Raw genomic sequence first — 17,444 nt, forward strand, 5'->3', positions numbered from 1 at the left:
ATTGCGCCAAACTTTCGATTATAACCAAATTTTATGTATCTCCATATTTCCCCTATTGCCGTGAATTTCCCAGGCAGATCATGAATACATTGCGATGCGAAAGATTCGTTCTCGCAACCAAAAACGGGGCAGACATTCGTCTGCCCCGCCGCTCCGAGATCGGAGCCTTTTGCCTCCATTGCAGCCGCCTCAATCCACCAGCGACAACGAGGGCGCGCCCTTCAACGGATCCACCGGAACCACACCGTTGGCGGAGGCCAAAGTCTTATGGCCTGCGCCGGCGTCGGCGACCGCACCGCCAGCCGTCTCGGCCTCGCCCTTGCGCCGCTGGGACACCTTTTCGGGTGCCGGCGCCTTGGCCTTGGCCTTGGGCTTGGCCGGAATCTCGGCAACCTCGTCACCCTTCTTCGTCGCCTTGCCGGAACTGACCGGCCGGCCCTTCCCCGGCTGCGTGGCCGGCGTCAGCATGAAGCGCACGCCATTGATGCCGCCGGCTTCCTTGGTCAGGTTCTCCTCGCGCGTCACGATCAGCGGCATGTCGCTCCGCCAGGACAGGATGGCATTGTCACCGGCCTGGCCGCACTCGGCCGACCGGGCAATCGGCGTCGCGACCGGGGGCTGTCCGCAGTTGGTCGCTGCAACCGCGCCATTGCGAATTCTCATGGTCGCGCCGTGGCCGTTGGTGGTCAGGCTATAATCCGGCCGCCCATCGGTCTCGACGATGACGACGACATATTCGTTTTTGACATCGTAAACGACGTTCTTGACGCTCACCGGAGCGGCGTTGCCATCCGCCATCGGTTTCGGCTGACCCACCGCTTTGGGCTCTGCGGGCGCCGCCGCCATTGGCTGCTGCGCCGGCGACGGCGTTTCCGCCACAATCGCCGCCTGCTGCATTTGCGGCGCCGGACCGGCCTTTGCCATTTCCTCGTCCGAAGGAATGCGCCAATCCGTCGGCAGGCACGGCCGGTAGTCCACACCGCTCACATCGCCCAACAGCTTCAGCGCGCCCAGTTCCAGCACCGCCCGGACACCCAGTTGCAACGGCTCCTGGCTCTTGTTGCCGATGTTGATGTCGACCAGTTCGGACCCGCTGCCACCGCCGAAGAAGCGGAACAGCTCGAACCCGACCTCGAAGCCGGTGAGCTGTTTCTGGACGCTGACCGCGCTTTCGACCACCAGCGTTTCGGTGTTCACCAGACGCAGGTCGGCGGCAACGTTCATCGAATAGACCCGCGCCTTCGGCCCGGTCTGCGAAATGCGGAATTCCGCACCGCCGGACTGGATGTTGTAGTTCAGCTCGGTGATGCCGCCGACGATGTAATATTTGGAGTTCAGGATCGTACCGCCGAAATACGGCATCCACGGCACGGTCTGCTTGCCGACCTGGAAGGGATGCCCGGTACCGAGCCGCTTCTTCTCCAGATACGCCAGCTCCAGTTCGGCAACACGGGTGTCGAACCGCTCGTGCACCCGGACGGCACCGCCCAGTTTGAACAGGGCGGAGAACAGCATGGGCGAGGCGCCCTGGGTGACCGCGCTGCCCTCCAGGTCGCTATATTTGCCCGTATAGTCCCGCACCTCGCCGACGCCGACCGAGAGCGGCGCCCGCAAGGAATGCTTCAGCATGCCGCCATAGCACCGATAGGCCGCATCCAGCGGCGTGCGGTTGTCCCGGACAGCCGGCCCCATCACCAGCGGCGCCTCGCCCTCGCCGACCCGCTGCAAGGTGAAATTCGCGCAGGCGGACAGGCTCAGCGCCAGGGCGCCCACGGCAACTGTTCGCGATAATGCTCGCTTCACGTTCTTGGCCATCACTGCGCGCCCCCCGAAGATCCGTTGGCAAACGAGCACGCGGTGCTCGACGCGACCGAGGAATTCAGCGCCGCGCCGTCATTGCTTTGGACGGAATCCAGCGACAGCGGGCTGCCGGTGCCCGACCCGGTCGAGGTGCCGACCGACGTCGAGACCGTGTTATAGTCCACCGTCGCCGTCTGCGGCGCCGTGTTGTCCTGGGTGTTGTTCGACACCGGATTGGCGGACCCCGCCCCGGAAGCGTTCACGTTCGAACCGGCGCCGCCCTGCAAGGTGTCGTTGACATTGCCCTGCGCCAGGGCCGAGAAGCCCGGCGCGGAGCTGATCGTCGGCGAGCCAACAATCGACGACTGGCTCGCGCCATTGCTGTTACCGGTCGTCGAAGCGGACACCCCGCAATCGTTGTAGTCACCCGCAATATTGTAGGTCGCGTTGTTGTTGATCCGGTAATAGGACCGAAACCCACCGCCCTTTTTCTGCTCGATCAGGGCCGTGATGCCGGCCTTCTGCGCCTGTTCGAGCGTGGAGCTGAACTGCCAGGGCCTATTCTCGCCGAGGCCGTTGGCGAGCGCGCCGCCGGGCTCGACCAGGAATCCCAGGATGAAGCTCATCCCCAGCAATAGAACGGGTAACGAGGGTCGCGCGCCCGTCATCCGCCTCCGGGAGAGGTTGTAATACAGCATTAAGCTATCCTTTCATCCACAGCGGCCGGAGGTGACTGCTGAGCACGAGCACTGCCCTCCTCAGACCCTCGGTGTCATTTCGCCCATTGTTGAGGGCGTCACGGCCAGTGTTATTGGATTAGGGAAGCCACATCTATAAGTTATACTTTCTATTAACCTACGTATTTTCCTTATTTTTGCCCCTGCGCTTTTGCAAACTCAAATCAAATCAAATATTACCACCTTTGGATCCGGGTCCATTAAATCGCCCAAATCCGCCTATTTTTCTTCATAAGGCAGACAAATATCGGCCTTTTCGAGAAGCGGAGGCCGGAAACCGCGGCTGCGGCCGACTGCGACAGCGGGAACCACCTCCGCGCGCCATGAATCGCGACACCGGAAATGCCGCCCTGCCGCGGACCGCCCTTCGGCGTCCGCCGGCCGCCCTCGAAGCCCACCCTCGCCACAACATCCCGATAGGCAAAGCCGACAACGGCACCTCAAGCGTCGGGCGCAGCCCGAAGCTCGGCAGCATCGCGCACATTGCCCCGTTTGCACCGCAGCCACGCATGGGCGGGCTCTCGCGCCGCAACAGCCCTCGCCTTGGTCAGGCCTGGCTCCGGATGGTTCGATCGCGATCGCGATCGCCTCGCCCGGACGGATCCGCATGCGCGCCAAGCACAAGATACCTCGACGCCCATAAGCGAAATTCCCCACCCATCAGATCGCAAGACCGCTCATCCAGCCAGTCAAGCGACAGGGAATGAAGGCGGGCAATTTTGATCAAGGTCTCCAGCCGTTCGCGATCCGATATCATGCATACACCCCACGTACGTTTTGACTACGTTGCTATACAAGATCTTTAGTTTGGCCGCCAAGCCAGTGGACCCCTCTCCCTGGGTCACTTGCATTTCCAAGCATTCGCTTCGGGACAATCCGCTGAAGAGCGCTGTTTTCCTTTGTAAATCGACCTCTCGACACCGCCTGTGACGATCGTCACTGATACATTGGAACGGTACCTTGATCCGGTCACAAACTCAACGGTGGCCGAACGTCGACGATGTACCGCTACCTTGATCCCGCATCGGTCTGCCCACCCATCACCCAATGCGGTAATTCGTTGCCGGCGCGCCACAGATTTTCCATTCTAGATGGATTTTTCCGCGTGCATTTGAATTTTTGCTTGCATAATAACAACCACTATGTAAATTCTTTAGCATACATATGACTTACGTCAAACCAAAATGTATGGTGCGATCGTGAACGCAATCACCCCTCTCTCGCGTCTTCAGCCCTTCGGGCACCTCGCCGGAATGCCGAGATCGGCATTGTTCCTGGTGACAGGTGGCTGCGGGTTCATCGGGTCGCATCTGGTCGACGCGTTGTTGGAGATGGGGCATCGGGTGCGCGTTCTCGATGACCTCTCCACCGGCAAACGCTCCAACATCCCCGAGGACAGGGTTGAACTCATCGTCGGCGATGTTGCGGATGCGCAGACGACACAGGACGCCATGGTCGGGGTGGATGGATGTTTCCATCTTGCCGCCGTCGCATCCGTCCAGCGGTCGAACGAGGATTGGGTCGGCGCCCATCTCGTCAACCTGACGGGCACGATTGCGGTGTTCAACGCCGCACGCCATGCGAAAAACGACAACCCTATCCCGGTGGTCTACGCCAGTTCCGCGGCCGTATACGGCGACAACGCGGACCTGCCGCTGTCGGAAATCGCCATTCCCCGCCCCATGACGTCCTATGGCGCGGACAAGCTGGGATCGGAGCAACAGGCTCGGGTTGCGGGCCTGGTCCATACCATCCCGACGGCCGGTTTCCGCTTCTTCAACGTCTACGGGCCGCGCCAGGATCCGGCTTCGCCCTATTCCGGCGTCATCTCGATCTTCGCCCAGCGGTTGGCGTCCGGCAACGGGATCACGATTTTCGGGGACGGTCAGCAAACCCGCGATTTCGTCTATGTCGGCGACGTCGTCTGTCACCTGATCGCCGGGATGAAAAACGCAGCCGTCGCCGCCCCGGTCTACAATGTCTGCACCGGCCGGGCGACGACCGTGCTGACGCTCGCCAATACCATTGCCGAACTGTTGCAGGTCGAGCCGGATATTCGGTTCGATCAGCCTCGCCCCGGCGACATCCGCCATTCACTGGGGGATCCCACCGCCGCCAAAATGGCGCTTTCGGTTCAGGCGCAGGTTTCGCTCGATCAAGGGCTTGGCTCCCTGCTGGAGACTTTGAACAGCGGCGCCGACAACGCGCTGGTTGTGGCCGCCTAGCCCCGCCGTTTCCAAAAGCCTCCTTGCGGGCCGGTTGGTATTAACCGTTTGGTTACCAATATGTGCGACCGTCGATAGCGATTGTCGGCCAAGTGGTGTTAGCATTGCGCAGCACTTGGGTTTTGGTAACGGGCCGGCTGCCCTGTTGGAGGCATTGAGCGCATGAGCATCGGCGAATGGTCCGGCTCCGCAAAGGCGAATGCGGGGGCTTCCAATCCGGAACGGACCGATCCGGCCGCCGGCTCGACCGTGCTGCTGGCCGGTGGCGACGCCCTGTTGCGCGAGGGCGTGAAACGGCTGCTTGCCGCTTCCCTCGTCCCCGTTGTCGGCGAGCTGGAACAGTGGACGGCCCCCGCATCCCCTCCTGCCAACGCAGGGGCGCCGGGGATTCTCCTGGCCATCGACCCGGAATTGCGTATCGGTACGCCCCCGCCCTGGCTGCCGCTGGTGAACCGGCTGGGTCCGGAAACCCGGGTCGTCGCCCTGTTCAGCCGCGGCGGCGACCGCGAGGCGGTTGCCGCGCTCCAGGCCGGAGCCGCCGGCTGTCTGTTCACGGCCATGTCCGCAACCGCCTTGGTGCTGTCGCTGCAACTCGTGGCGCTGGGCGAGAACGTGTTTCCCTGCCGCATCAGCTCCGCCTTTGCTCACCTGGCCAACAATGGCGACCCGTTCCACCTGACGCCGCGCGAACGCGACATTCTGCGCGGGCTGGTCTCCGGGCGCTCGAACAAGGAAATCGCCAACGGCGTCGGCACCACGGATATGACGGTCAAGGCGCAACTGCGCCACCTGTTGCGCAAGCTCGGCGTCACCAACCGCACCCAGGCAGCGCTCTGGGCACGCGAACACGGGTTCGACTAGGCGGGTCCCGGCAAGGCTGCGCCGGGTTGCGTCGCCCTGCTCCCGGGGCTAGGGTCGCCCTCCGTTACCCGGATCAACGGATCAATGCCCATGCGAACCCTTCTCGCCGCCGCCACCCTGGCCGTCGCCCTGCTCGCCGGCAGCAACAGCGCCCTTGCCGACGCCAACACGCTGATCATGGAATTGCGAACCGGCAAGGTCACGATCGAGATGCGCCCCGACCTGGCGCCGAAGCATGTCGCCCGCATCAAGGAACTGGTGCGCAAGCATTTCTATGACGGCCTCACATTCCATCGGGTGCTAGAAGGGTTCATGGCCCAGACCGGAGACCCGAAGGGCGATGGCACCGGCGGTTCCGGCAAGAACCTGCCGGCCGAATTCACGCCGACGCCGTTTGTGCGCGGCACGGTCGGCATGGCCCGGGCGCAGAACCCCAACAGCGCCGACAGCCAGTTCTTCATCATGTTCGAGGCCGGTCCCTCCCTGAACGGCCAATACACCGTCTGGGGCGAGGTGACGGACGGCATGGACAAGGTCGACCGCATCAAGAAGGGCGAGCCGGCCCTGAACGGCTTGGTGCAAAACCCGGATCGCATCGTGCGGATGTATATGGAAGACGACGCCCGCTGACCGTATCTCCGTCTTCGGGCCGACGCGACCGATGATCGGCCCGAACGCGAACCACCGCCCTGGTGGCGCCGTCGGTCGCCCCTGCCGGCGAAAACGGCCTCAGCCCATGCCGTCGGAAAAGCGCGGGCGCCAGTACAGCATGCGCAGGCCATTCAGCATCACCAGGCCGACGCCGACGCCCAGCAGGATCAGCGCGATCCAGACATCCAGCCGCCCCATCACCGCCAGCACCACCGCCGCCAGCATCGGCACGGTCGCCAGGACCGCCGACTGCCACAGCCGCCTTTTGGTGACCCGCGCCGCGGCGAAACAGGCGGAGAGCAGCAGCGGGCTCTCGTCGCGTACCAGAAAGCCGGTCCGCGCCGCTGCGGGGCTGTCCAGTATTCCGAAACCGATGCTGACGTCCGCGGCCGCCAATGCGGCGCCATCGCGCACCGGATGCCCGGTCATGGCAACGACATGGCCGCTTTCGCGCATCGCCGCGATCTCCGCAACCTGCTGCTCGTCGGTTTCCGCGATCACATAGCTGTCGCTGGCCACCGTCGCGGCGATCTGTTCGAGTTCGTGCACATCGCGGTCGCTCATCAGGCAGGTTTCGACCCCGTTGGCGCGCAAATCCAGCAAGGCCCGGCGTGCCGTCAGGCGGATCGGTTCGGTCAGCCAGATGACTCCGGCCGCACGACCGTCGACGACGACATACATCGGCTCCGCCGCCAACTCGCCCGGCAGATCGCCATGCAGGAAATTCGGATGGATCCGGACGCCCTGAGCGGCCAGGAACGCCGCCGTGCCCGTCGCGACGCGATGGCTGCGCCCGCTCTGTTGCACGTCGGCAACGACGCCATCCGCTTGCTGAACCTGCCGCGTTTCCAGACCTGTCTCGGCCACACCGCTGCGGATGGCCGCCCGAGCGACCGCACCGGCCCAGCGAAACGCGCTGCCCTCCACCGCCGCTGCGGCCAGCCCCAGAATGCGCCGTTCGTCGCCGCCTCCCGCCGCCGTGGCTTTGAGCACCCGGCGGCGGCCCTCGGTCACCACGCCCGACATCCGGGCGACAAGCAGCGTCACCTGGCCGACGCGATCGATCGCGGCCGGATCGCGCACCCATATGCCCCACCGGCGCAAGACCAATGCCGCAACGCTATAGGCCGTGGGGCCGATCAGCATCAGGCTCGCGGGCGTGGCGGCCGCGGCGACCAGCATGCCCTGCTCCAGCGGAACACCCCACCAGTCTGGTCCGGCCATGATCCCGACCGCGACCACGATCATGGCCAGCACCAGGGCGCCGAAATACGCCCATTTCAGCCGGCGATCCAACCAGCCATGCACCACGGCCTGACGCGGCGAGTCCTCCGCCGCCGCCAGACGCGCCAGCAGGCCGACAACGGCATTCCGCGGCCGCGCGGTCACCTTGACGCGCAGAGGCGCACCCAGATTCACGGTGCCGGCCAGCACCGCGTCGCCGGGGCCATAGGGTTGGGGCGCGTCGGCGCCGGTGATGGTGCTTTCGTCCACCGGCCCGGCCCCCTCGACAATGGTGCCGTCGGCGGGAAAGCGCATCCCTTGCCCGACCACGACCACCCGCCCGCGTTGCAGCGTCGCCGTGCGGACCCGTTGCAGGCCGTTGCGGCCCTCCACCGTCGCGTCGTCAGGCATGAGATGCAGCAGGTTCCGGACCTTTTCGCTCGATATGGCCTGGCTGGCCCGGTTCGCCGCCTGGGCCAGCAGGCCACAGAACACGATCAGGGTTCCCAGCAGAAAATACGGCTGGCCCGCGTCCCGCAAATGCAAAGACGACAACAGCCCGGCGGTCCAGGCCGCGCCGGCGCCGATCACCAGGGTCATTTCCACGCTGAAGCGCAAGCGGCGCAGCCCGGCCGCGGCTTCGCGCAACACCGAGGCCCCCGGGATCAGCAGGACGAACACGGTGGCCGCCGCCTGGGCCATCAAGGGGATCGGCCAGGCCAGGCCAAAGCCATAGCGGGCAAACACGATCTGCGCGACCAGCACCAGCAGCGCGAGCGCAGCCTGGTCGATGACCGCCAGATTGCGCCGTCCGACGGACCGTCGCACCACCGCAGCCGGAAGCTGCGCCGTATCGAGGGCTCGGCGCAGGGTTCCGGACGGTACGGAGCTTTGTACGACCAGCACGCTGCCCGCCTTGTCCAGCAGCACGCGGCTGACGCCCGGGATCTCGGCCAGCACCGCCTTGGCTCGCAAGCCGAGATCGACGCCATGGCGGCCCCGCAAGCGTAAGACGCAAGAGCGCTGCTCGGCCTGCCTGCCATTGCCGACGGATGCCTTGGGTCCGCGATCATTCATCCCGATCGATACCACGATGAACCCCTATGTTTGGCCAGCATACACAGAATCCACACCCATGTACCGCAACACCGGAAACGATGAGGCATCGCAGAAAACCCATTTTACATCATAATATATGCACCCTGCTACAGCTTACGTGCGTGTCCTTCCCCGATCAGCGGCTCGCGCGGGAATGGAAGCCCCCGAAATGGGAGGGAATGGCCTTCACCCGCGCGACCAGATCGGCGTGCCGGTCCGGGTCCAGGTCTTCCGGCATGTCGAACCGCATCACGTCGACGACACCGCCAAAGCGCTCTTCGATCGCCTTGGGCAGTTCATCATAGGTCCCGACCGCGGCGAACAGGGACACCACGTCGTCCGGCACCTGTGCCGCCAGTTCGTTCCATTTGCCCTCGACCGAAAGTCGGTGCAGCTTCAAGCCCAGATCCTCCAGCCCGTGGGTGGCGAACACCGGCAGATAGGTGCGGGTCGAGCCATAGAAGCCGACGCGGTAGCGCACCCATTCGAACCGCTCGGCCACCGCCGCCTCGTCCTTGCCGGTGGCGACGAAGCCGCCGCCCGAAATCTCCAGATGGCCCCGCTCGCGCCCGGACGCCTCCAGACCGGCATTGATCCGGGCCATGCAGACATCCTCGATGTATTTGCGGGTGCAGAAGCCGTGCAGCCGGGCGCCGTCGGCCACCCGTCCCGCCATCCGCAACATGTCCGGCCCGACCGCGGCGACGCTCACCGGGATCGGGTGGTGATGGTTCGGCTTCGGCGAGAATTCCGGCGTCATCAGGGTGAAGTTGTAATGCTCGCCCTGGAAGTCCAGTTTTTCGCCGTGGTCCCAGACATTCCAGATCGCACGCAGCGACTGCATGTATTCCCGCATCCGTCCGACCGGGTCGCGCCAGGGCACGGAAAAGCGGCGCTCGTTGTGCCCCTTCACCTGCGTGCCCAGCCCCAGTTCGAACCGGCCGTTGGAGTTCGCGTGCAGGTCGTGACCCATATTCGCGACCACCATGGGCGAGCGCGGGAACGCCACCGCGATCGAGGTGTTCAGCGCCACGCGCTCGGTCACGCTGGCAGCGACGGCCAGCGGCAGAAACGGATCGTGCGCCAGTTCCGAGGACGACACGCCGTCATAGCCGATGGCTTCCGCCTTTCGGGCGATTTCTGCGGTCCGGGTCCAGTCGTCGACCGGCAGTTGGGCGAACACGCGCATAGGGCATTCCTTCTGAGACATTCGGTTTTCGGGCCTTCCGTGCGAGGCCGCTTCGCCCTAGCATGCAGCGAACCGAGGAGAACGCCAAGATGCCTGACAGCACCGCCCCCGCCATCGCCATCGACGAGTTGCGCCGCCATATCGGCAACACGGTCGAGGATCACGACACCATCACCGCCTGGCCGATGGCGGCGATGACCGCCACGCTCGACCGCAACGAGGTAGCGCCGGAGATCGGCACGCCCATCCCGCAGGGCTGGCACCAGTTCTGGTTCCTGCCGACCACCCGCCCCGGCGAGCTGGGGCCGGACGGCGCGCCCACCTCCTCCGGCGTGATCCCGGCCATGCCGCTGCCGCGGCGCATGTTCGCCGGCACCACCTGGACCTTCCACCAGCCGCTGCATGTGGGCGATGTCTGCCGGCGCGAGACCGAACTCACCGACATCCAGATGAAGGCCGGCTCCACCGGCACGCTGGTCTTCGCCACCGTCATCAGCCGCATTTACGGCCCAAACGGGCTCGCCATCGAGGAGGAGCGCGGCACCGCCTTCCGCGAGGCCGTGGCCGAGGGCAGCCAATCCGCCACGCCCAAACGCGAGACCCCGCCCGCCGGCACCGTCTGGCGCCGCGAGCACACCTGCGACGAGGCGATGCTGTTCCGCTTCTCCGCCCTCACCTTCAACACCCACCGCATCCACTACGACGCCCCCTGGGCCAAGGATGTGGAGGGCTATCCGGCGCTGGTGGTGCACGGGCCGCTGTCGTCGACGCTGCTGATCAACTTCGTGCGCGACTGCCACCCGACGCAGACCATCAAGACCTACCGCATGCGCGCCCGCGCACCGCTGTTCGCCAACACGCCCATCACGCTGGTCGGCCGCCCCACCGCGGACGGCTGCGAGTGCTGGAGCCTGACGCCGGAGGGCACCGTCGCCATGCAGGTGCAGGTGTCGTTTGCCTGAAGCCGCCCCCACCAACACCGCCGCCTTCTCCGCCGAGGGCGGCTGCACCTGCGGCGCCGTGCGCTTCCGCCTGACCGCGCGGCCGCTGGTCGTCCACGGTTGCCATTGCCGCTGGTGCCAGCGCGAGACCGGCAGCGCACTCGCCATCAACGCCATGATCGAGCGCGACCGGCTGGAAGTGCTCGCGGGCGAGACCGAGGACGTCCTGACCCCGTCGGCCAGCGGCAAGGGCCAGCGCGTGCACCGCTGCCCGACCTGCAAGGTGGCGCTCTGGAGCCATTATGCGGGAGCCGGCCCAACCATCGCCTTCGTCCGCGTCGGCACGCTCGACGAGCCGGACCGGCTGCCGCCGGACTTCCACATCTTCACCGCCTCGAAACAACCCTGGCTGACCCTGCCCGCGGGTGCCCGGTCCTTCCCGGACTATTACAACCCGCGCGAGGTCTGGCCGGCCGAAACCCTCCAGCGCTTCAAGGCGGCGCGCAAGGCGACCGGCTAAATCGCATTCGGTCCTGGTTGAACCCCTCTCCTGCCCCATCTCCCGCGCAAGCGGGAGCCCATGCCTGAGAGCTTCTCACAGGACACGGACTCTGTCTTTGGCTTTCAGGCGTGGGTCCCCGCTTCCGCGAGGACAGGGATGATGGGGCGATGCCGAATGAGCCGGGCCGAGCCGAATGTGCGCCTGCCGCTCAGCCTGCGTTGCGGCGCTCTACCACTTCCCAGGCGCGGCGGGCGAGCGCCAGGCCCTGGCGGCCGACCTCCTCCGCGTCGTCGCTGGCTGCGTTGCCGGCGAGCCCCCGAGCACGGACCCCGTCCAGGATCGCGGCGAAGCGGAACATGGCATGGACCATGTGCGCGTCCGTCACCGTGTCCGGCCGGCCGGCCGCGACGCGGTAGTGCTCGATCACTTCCTCGAACGCCGGAATCCCCAGCACCTCCCGGTCCTTGTCGCGAATGCCGAAAAACTCGTCCGAACGGCAGAAAAAGAGGACGCACAGATAGGCCAGATCGCTCAGCGGGTGGCCCAGCGTCGAGATTTCCCAGTCGAACACGGCGATCACCCGCGGCTCGGTCGGGTGGAACATCAGATTGCCGACCCGGTAATCGCCATGGGCGATGCGGCTTTCGTCGCCCGCCGGCATGTGCTGCGGCAGCCATTCGATCAGCCGGTCCATTTCCGGGATGTCCTGGGTCTTGGTCTCCAGGAAGTTCCGCGACCAGCGCCGGAACTGGCGCTCGTAATAGCTGCCGGGCCGGCCGAAATCGCCGAGGCCGATGGCCTCCGGGTCGTAGGAGTGCAGCTTCGCCAGTGTCTCGGTCATGTTCAGATACATCGCCCGCCGCTCCTCCGGCGCGCAACCGGGCAGGCTCGAGTCGGTGAACACGCGCCCGTCCATCTTCTCCATCACATAGAAGGGCGTGCCGACGACCGAGCGGTCCTCGCAGTAATGGAATTGCTCGGCCACGGGGAAGCCCTGGGCGTGCAGCGCCTTCTGCACCCGGTATTCCCGGTCCACCGCGTGCGCCGACGGCAGCAATTCGCCCGGCGGCTGCTTGCGGACGACATAGGCCGCGTCGTCGAACGAGACGAAATAGGTCGGGTTCGACTGGCCGTGGCTGAACAGCCGGCACTGCATCGGCCCGGCCGCGGCGGGCACAACCCCCCGCAAATACTCGGCAAGCCGGCCCTCGTCGATTTTCAGGGCATCGCGGGCTTCGATGGTGGCGGTGCCTTCGGACATGGCATTCCCTAATCGGTCGCTGGCATTGGACTCCGATGGCTATGGCATAACCGAACCCCAGACAAGCCCATTCCATGCCCACACCCCGTCATTGCGGGGCGCCCGCAGGGCAACGAAGCAATCCAGCAAAGCTCGCCGACCCGGGTAAGCATCCCCTGGATTGCCGCGCCCGCTCATGCGGGCTCGCAATGACGGCAATGAGGGCGCTGGCGCAGGCCCCTCCCTTGGTCGGCTAGGCGCGGCGGCACCGGCGGGCTACACTGGCCGAAAGCCCTTATCCTCCGGAGCCCGCTCCCCCATGTCCTCCCCCCGTATTGTCATAGTCGGCGCCGGCGGCGTCGGTGCGCCCTTCGGTTCCGCGCTTGCGCGCGCCGGCCACGACGTCACCTTCATCGCCCGTGGCGACCATCTGAGGGCGATTCAGGCGCACGGTCTCCGCGTCGAGGGCACACTCGGCAACTTCCACCTGAACCCGGCCAAGGCCACCGACGATCCGGCCGGCCTCGGCCCGGTCGATTATGTGCTGTTCACGCCCAAGCTCTGGGACGTGGAGGCCACCGGCGAATTCATCAAGCCGCTGATCGGCCCGGACACCGGCGTCATCCCGCTCCAGAACGGCATCGACGCCGCCGAGCGGCTCGCGCCGATCCTGGGCGAAGGCCATGTCATGGGCGGCGTCGCGGCCGTCAGCGCCGCCATTGCCGAGCCGGGGCTGGTCCGGCAGATGGCGGAATTCCAGATGTTCCTGTTCGGCGAACTGGATGGCTCCCGCTCGCCGCGCGCCCTGCGCCTGCAGGCCATTTGCGACGCTTCCGACCTGGACGGCCGGCTGTCCGACGACATCCAGTATGACATGTGGTGGAAGTTCTGCTTCCTGTCGAGCGGCGCGGCCATCACCGCGGTCACGCGCCAGCGCACGAAAGTCGCCCTCACCGATCCGGACATGCGCCGCGTCTATCGCTCGCTGTTCGAGGAGGTCGTCGCCGTCGGCCAGGCCTGCGGCGTCAACCTGGCCGACGGCCTGGTCGACGAGTTGCTGGCGCGCGAGGACGGCTTTGCCGACGGCTGGATTTCCTCCATGGCCATGGACCTGTTGCGGGGCAAGCGGCTGGAACTGCCCTGGCTTTCCGGCAAGGTGGTCGAACTGGGCCGCGAGAAGGGCGTGCCGACGCCCACGACCTTCACCCTCTATGCCATGCTGAAGCCCTATATTGACGGCCGCCCGGAAGGCTCGCCGACCGGTTAAGGCGGGGGGCGCCGCCGATGCGCCGCCTCCTCGCTTCGATCCAGGGCCTCTGGGCGCGACTGATGGCGCCGCTACAGGCGCTGCCGAGCAATGTGCGCGGCGCCATCTATGTGATGACCGCCGGCATGATCTTCACCGCGTCGTCGGGCTTCGTGAAGGAGATGAGCGGCGAGATTACCGTCTTCCAGATTCTGCTGATCCGCCAGGCGACCATGACGCTGACAGTGCTGCCGGTGCTGGCCCGCAATTTCCCGGACGCGCTGCGCACCCGCTCGCTGAAGCTGCAATTCGCCCGCGTCGTCTTCGCGCTCATGGCCATGGTTGGCGGCTTCCTGGCGATCCAGCACATGCCGCTGGCCGACGCCACCGCCCTCAGCTTCGCCAAGAGCCTGTTCGTGCCCGTCTTCGCCCTGATCTTCCTGAAGGAGATTGCCGGCCTGCACCGCTGGGCCGCGACCCTGGTCGGTTTCGGCGGCGTGCTGATCATCGTGCAGCCGGGCGCACATGGCATCGACCTCTTTTCGGCCTATGCGCTGGCCGGTGCCGCGGGTGCCGCCATGGTGATGATCATCATCCGCCACCTCTCCCAGTTCGACCGCTCGGTCACCATTCTCAGCTATCAGGCGATCCTGGTGGGCGCGGTCATGCTGCCGCTCGGCGTCTGGTACTGGGTCTGGCCGACCTGGCAGCAATGGCTGATGATGCTGGGCATCGGCCTGCTGTCGGTGGCCGGCCAGTTCGCCAACATCGCCGGCTACCGCGCCGGCGAGCCCACGGCCGTCGCGCCCATGGACTATGCCCGCATGGTGTTCGCGGCGCTGATCGGCCTGGTGGTGTTCCTGGAAGTGCCGAGCTGGTCGACCATCGCCGGCTCGGCCCTGATCATCGCGACATCGTTCTATACCATCCGCCACGAGCGGCACTTGGCCCGGCGCCGGTAAGCGGTGGTGTACCCTGGTGATGGCGGAGCCGCCTCTGTTCCCCGGAGGGGGCGGAGCCGCCATCCGGGGCCGGTGTCATCGTGCGAACACGGGCGAGGGCGGTGTTCGCTCTGGCCAACCGATCCCGGCTCGCACCTCCGGTACGGCCGGGAAATACTGTGACGGACGCTAGCCCGCCTTCTCGCACCCGGCGAGCCAGATGTCATAGACCGGGTGGTCCATGGCCGAGAGCGACGGCGACGAGGCGAACATCCAGCCGCGGAAAGCCTGGCTCGCGCCGGTGTCCCGGCGTCCCAGGTCGGTGATCTCCAGAAACACCGCGGCCTCCGGCGGCTCTTCCGGCGGGCGCACCCGGCAGGCATCGACCTTGATCAACAGCCGGCCGAATTGCGCGGTCTCGCCCACTTTCACGGTCATTTCGCTGACCTGGGCGGTGATCTTGTCCAGCGCCTGCAACACCGCCACGTCCCGGTCCAGGAAGGTCGCGCCGGAGAGCGCGACCCAAAGGGCCGCCAACGTCGCCAGCCGCACGCCGCGAATTGCGTTCGGCATCACTTCTTTTCTTGGTTGTTGGTGAAGATCAGCTTGCCGATCAGATCTTCCAGGCTGACCGCCGGCTGGGTGAATTTGATCTCGCCGCCGGCCGGCAGCATTTTTTCGTCCGCGCCGGGCTCGATCGACAGATAGCGCCCGCCCAACAGGCTCTCGCTCTTGACCGCGATCGAGCTGTCGGTGGGGATTTTCGTGGCGGGATCGATCAGCAGCCGCACTTCGGCCAGATACGTGCCCGGGTCCAGTGCGAGGCTGGCAACCTTGCCAACGGGAATACCGCTGATGCGCACATCGGCGCCGCTGTCGATGCCGGCGGCGTTGGTGAACTTGGCCACCACCGCATAGCCATCGCCGACATTCTTCCCGGCCCCGGCGCGATAGCTGTAGGCCAGGAACCACACGGCCACCACCAGCACGGCGGCCCCGACAATGCTTTCCACCCAGTTGCGGCTAATCATCGGTCCACCCGTCTAGTCGCCCGGCGTCCAGGCTTCGTAATCGCCCGTAGCGTGCGAGCGCTGGCCGCCGCGCAGGTCATGGCCCGGCGGCCGATAGGCTTCCGCCGTCCCGGTCCGGTTCGGATGGTGCGGCTTCTGCCACTCCCAGCGCCGGTCCTCGGCCTTGGGCGGGGTGTCGCTGTAGAAGTGCAGCCAGCCATGCCATTCCGGCGGCACTGCGGAGGCTTCCACCGGCGCCTTGTCCGGATACACCACCCAGCGCTTCGGCCGGGACGGATCGCGCGGCGACTTCTCCGTATAATATTTGTTGCCGAACTGATCCTCTCCGACCAGGTCGCCGTAACGCCAGGTATAGAGCTTGGTGCCGATCGTGGTCATATGCGTGTCACCGCCAACAGCTGCCGGGTTTCGAGGCCACTATATATAGGCTGCCGTCGGGAGTGCGTCCAGCAACCCTGTGTGTCGGCCGCCGCGGCACGGGAGCCCAGCGTTATCCCGATTCGTTCCGCAGTTATCCCCCGAATCGGCTCGCCGGAGAAGCGCGGGATTTCATGAATCCGCACATGTAATCTACAGGTTATCAGCCTGTGAGGCATGCAACCCAATTCCCATGTGCGTAACGGCAATTTCTCCATTGCATATGGAGCCGCGGTTTGACAGCATACCGTATGTCGTTACACAGGATCAAACACCCACAAAATATAGGGGAACGCAGTGCTTCAGACCATTTGAACCACAATATGCAGCGCTACCCACAATCTCCGGGAGTATCTAATGCGGGTCAAACTACGCTACGAAGACTACTCATCGCAGCAGAATATAGCCCCATTACAATACTCGTAATTATTGATTTGAAATCTAAGCCATCGCCCGCATGTGACAATTTTATTCCAAAATGATAAAATCTGAATATTATGTTATTTTTACACGGAATTCTGTAGCAGTGTCTACGGAAATACGTGACACCATCAGCTGGCAATGTTTGCCACTGATTGTTCGACCCCGTAATACTGAGAGGTGCTTCCCATGCCGCCGCCTTAATTCAAACTCGTTGGGCTTAGGACCGATCGCAAAGGCCAATGCCTAACAAACGGAGGCGAGACAAGCTTTCGCTGTCTCGCCCCGCCTGGAACGGGGATGTGGTGGAACAGGTAGACACAGTGGCCTTGGGTGCCACCGGGCAGGCCGGTCAAGCTGATGCCCGTGCGGGTTCGAACCCCGCCATCCCCACCAGCACGCTAGTCGCAAGAAGCTGCTAAATGAAGAGCCTTTGAGATGTCTTCATCGTTGTCGGCTTTCTCATGGAGAGGTTATTGAAAACCTTGGGAATAAGCTTGAGCCACCCAAACATATCTCATTGTAACATATGAGTTTTTATCCCATAACGCACCCAACCACTCACTGAAAGCTCGATCAGGCGCTCAGCCATATCTCCAATGACAGGGACACTCCGGAATAATCATATTCTCCAAGAGCGCATCCCCTGAGCTACGGCCCCACTGAGGCATGTGAGTTGGACGAGATTGCCATGGCACCGTGAGACGTCAAAATTATCCCAATTTATCCCATAATTTTCCCCGCATGCGATTCGCGAACCTGCCTGGACCTGAGCGCCTCAAAGCCAGTTTCCCCCGCACTTAACAGCCTGTGGGAAAGCACTGAATCTTTGCTGTGGAAATGTGCCTGTAACCCGCTTGTCCTCTGTCGTTTCGACGGCTTGGAATACCAAGATCGGGCATTCGCTCCCGACCAGATTTG

At 64.7% G+C, this 17,444-nt stretch carries 15 protein-coding genes and 1 tRNA gene; 8 read left to right on the top strand and 8 right to left on the bottom strand.

Annotation, left to right across the window (positions count from 1 at the left end):
- Positions 1–189: 189 nt before the first annotated feature.
- Together H6844_16165 and H6844_16170 are read right to left on the bottom strand one after the other, a co-directional pair.
- Positions 190–1,773, bottom strand: a complete 1,584-nt coding sequence (locus tag H6844_16165; GenBank protein ID MCB9930939.1) for a hypothetical protein — start codon at positions 1,771–1,773, stop codon at positions 190–192.
- Between the two features lie 41 nt (positions 1,774–1,814).
- Entirely contained in the window at positions 1,815–2,498 is a 684-nt protein-coding gene (locus H6844_16170) for a hypothetical protein (GenBank protein MCB9930940.1), read from the bottom strand.
- A 1,292-nt stretch (positions 2,499–3,790) separates the two neighbouring features.
- On the opposite strand from H6844_16170, the gene H6844_16175 reads away from it, so the two are divergent.
- The 3 genes from H6844_16175 (at position 3,791) to H6844_16185 (ending at position 6,253) form a co-directional block, all read left to right on the top strand.
- A complete protein-coding gene (locus H6844_16175) occupies positions 3,791–4,762 on the top strand; it encodes an NAD-dependent epimerase/dehydratase family protein (GenBank protein MCB9930941.1) in 972 nt (323 codons plus the stop codon).
- Positions 4,763–4,924: 162 nt separating this feature from the next.
- Entirely contained in the window at positions 4,925–5,623 is a 699-nt protein-coding gene (locus tag H6844_16180; protein MCB9930942.1) for a response regulator transcription factor, read from the top strand.
- An 84-nt stretch (positions 5,624–5,707) separates the two neighbouring features.
- Positions 5,708–6,253 carry a peptidylprolyl isomerase gene (locus H6844_16185; GenBank protein MCB9930943.1) on the top strand — a complete coding sequence of 182 codons (546 nt, stop codon included), beginning with the start codon at positions 5,708–5,710 and terminating at the stop codon, positions 6,251–6,253.
- A 99-nt stretch (positions 6,254–6,352) separates the two neighbouring features.
- Here the strand turns inward: H6844_16185 and H6844_16190 are convergent, their stop codons facing one another.
- Both H6844_16190 and H6844_16195 read right to left on the bottom strand, forming a co-directional pair.
- Positions 6,353–8,575 carry a cation-translocating P-type ATPase gene (locus H6844_16190; GenBank protein MCB9930944.1) on the bottom strand — a complete coding sequence of 741 codons (2,223 nt, stop codon included), beginning with the start codon at positions 8,573–8,575 and terminating at the stop codon, positions 6,353–6,355.
- 157 nt (positions 8,576–8,732) lie between these two features.
- The gene (locus tag H6844_16195) at positions 8,733–9,785 is read right to left on the bottom strand and encodes a TIGR03617 family F420-dependent LLM class oxidoreductase (protein ID MCB9930945.1); all 1,053 of its coding nucleotides are present in this window, start codon (positions 9,783–9,785) and stop codon (positions 8,733–8,735) included.
- Positions 9,786–9,874: 89 nt separating this feature from the next.
- Between H6844_16195 and H6844_16200 the strand changes: the two genes are divergently transcribed.
- Both H6844_16200 and H6844_16205 read left to right on the top strand, forming a co-directional pair.
- On the top strand, positions 9,875–10,747 hold the full coding sequence (locus tag H6844_16200) for a MaoC family dehydratase N-terminal domain-containing protein (GenBank protein MCB9930946.1): 873 nt from the start codon (positions 9,875–9,877) through the stop codon (positions 10,745–10,747).
- Positions 10,740–11,246, top strand: coding sequence for a GFA family protein (locus H6844_16205; protein ID MCB9930947.1), 507 nt, complete (start codon positions 10,740–10,742; stop codon positions 11,244–11,246). The genes H6844_16200 and H6844_16205 overlap by 8 nt, the downstream gene beginning before the upstream one ends.
- Positions 11,247–11,436: 190 nt before the next feature.
- Here H6844_16205 and H6844_16210 read toward each other — a convergent pair whose 3' ends face one another.
- Positions 11,437–12,489, bottom strand: coding sequence for a phosphotransferase (locus tag H6844_16210; protein ID MCB9930948.1), 1,053 nt, complete (start codon positions 12,487–12,489; stop codon positions 11,437–11,439).
- A gap of 298 nt (positions 12,490–12,787) precedes the next feature.
- Here H6844_16210 and H6844_16215 point away from each other — a divergent pair, with 298 nt between their 5' ends.
- A complete protein-coding gene (locus H6844_16215; GenBank protein ID MCB9930949.1) occupies positions 12,788–13,735 on the top strand; it encodes a 2-dehydropantoate 2-reductase in 948 nt (315 codons plus the stop codon).
- A gap of 17 nt (positions 13,736–13,752) precedes the next feature.
- The gene (locus tag H6844_16220) at positions 13,753–14,676 is read left to right on the top strand and encodes a DMT family transporter (protein MCB9930950.1); all 924 of its coding nucleotides are present in this window, start codon (positions 13,753–13,755) and stop codon (positions 14,674–14,676) included.
- Positions 14,677–14,844: 168 nt separating this feature from the next.
- On the opposite strand, the gene H6844_16225 is transcribed toward H6844_16220, so the two are convergent.
- From H6844_16225 to H6844_16235, 3 genes are read right to left on the bottom strand one after another with little or no spacing between them, the layout of a single operon-like run.
- The gene (locus H6844_16225) at positions 14,845–15,228 is read right to left on the bottom strand and encodes a DUF2155 domain-containing protein (protein ID MCB9930951.1); all 384 of its coding nucleotides are present in this window, start codon (positions 15,226–15,228) and stop codon (positions 14,845–14,847) included.
- Positions 15,228–15,686: an outer membrane lipid asymmetry maintenance protein MlaD gene (gene mlaD, locus H6844_16230; GenBank protein ID MCB9930952.1), complete on the bottom strand. Its 459-nt coding sequence runs from the start codon at positions 15,684–15,686 to the stop codon at positions 15,228–15,230. The genes H6844_16225 and mlaD overlap by 1 nt, the downstream gene beginning before the upstream one ends.
- Positions 15,687–15,698: 12 nt before the next feature.
- The gene (locus H6844_16235) at positions 15,699–16,064 is read right to left on the bottom strand and encodes an NADH:ubiquinone oxidoreductase subunit NDUFA12 (GenBank protein MCB9930953.1); all 366 of its coding nucleotides are present in this window, start codon (positions 16,062–16,064) and stop codon (positions 15,699–15,701) included.
- A 755-nt stretch (positions 16,065–16,819) separates the two neighbouring features.
- Between H6844_16235 and H6844_16240 the strand changes: the two genes are divergently transcribed.
- Positions 16,820–16,919, top strand: a tRNA-Pro gene (locus H6844_16240).
- The last annotated feature ends 525 nt before the right edge of the window (positions 16,920–17,444 follow it).

This window comes from Alphaproteobacteria bacterium (assembly GCA_020638555.1).
Lineage (GTDB): Bacteria > Pseudomonadota > Alphaproteobacteria > Bin95 > Bin95 > JACKII01.

What these genes read in the sequence shown, in the direction of transcription:
- H6844_16170 (MCB9930940.1), bottom strand. Translation starts at nt 2,498, where the DNA reads ATGCTGTATTACAACCTCTCCCGGAGGCGGATGACGGGCGCGCGACCC.
- H6844_16175 (MCB9930941.1), top strand. Translation starts at nt 3,791, where the DNA reads ATGCCGAGATCGGCATTGTTCCTGGTGACAGGTGGCTGCGGGTTCATC.
- H6844_16180 (MCB9930942.1), top strand. Translation starts at nt 4,925, where the DNA reads ATGAGCATCGGCGAATGGTCCGGCTCCGCAAAGGCGAATGCGGGGGCT.
- H6844_16185 (MCB9930943.1), top strand. Translation starts at nt 5,708, where the DNA reads ATGCCCATGCGAACCCTTCTCGCCGCCGCCACCCTGGCCGTCGCCCTG.
- H6844_16190 (MCB9930944.1), bottom strand. Translation starts at nt 8,575, where the DNA reads ATGAATGATCGCGGACCCAAGGCATCCGTCGGCAATGGCAGGCAGGCC.
- H6844_16195 (MCB9930945.1), bottom strand. Translation starts at nt 9,785, where the DNA reads ATGCGCGTGTTCGCCCAACTGCCGGTCGACGACTGGACCCGGACCGCA.
- H6844_16200 (MCB9930946.1), top strand. Translation starts at nt 9,875, where the DNA reads ATGCCTGACAGCACCGCCCCCGCCATCGCCATCGACGAGTTGCGCCGC.
- H6844_16210 (MCB9930948.1), bottom strand. Translation starts at nt 12,489, where the DNA reads ATGTCCGAAGGCACCGCCACCATCGAAGCCCGCGATGCCCTGAAAATC.
- H6844_16215 (MCB9930949.1), top strand. Translation starts at nt 12,788, where the DNA reads ATGTCCTCCCCCCGTATTGTCATAGTCGGCGCCGGCGGCGTCGGTGCG.
- H6844_16220 (MCB9930950.1), top strand. Translation starts at nt 13,753, where the DNA reads ATGCGCCGCCTCCTCGCTTCGATCCAGGGCCTCTGGGCGCGACTGATG.
- H6844_16225 (MCB9930951.1), bottom strand. Translation starts at nt 15,228, where the DNA reads ATGCCGAACGCAATTCGCGGCGTGCGGCTGGCGACGTTGGCGGCCCTT.
- mlaD (MCB9930952.1), bottom strand. Translation starts at nt 15,686, where the DNA reads ATGATTAGCCGCAACTGGGTGGAAAGCATTGTCGGGGCCGCCGTGCTG.
- H6844_16235 (MCB9930953.1), bottom strand. Translation starts at nt 16,064, where the DNA reads ATGACCACGATCGGCACCAAGCTCTATACCTGGCGTTACGGCGACCTG.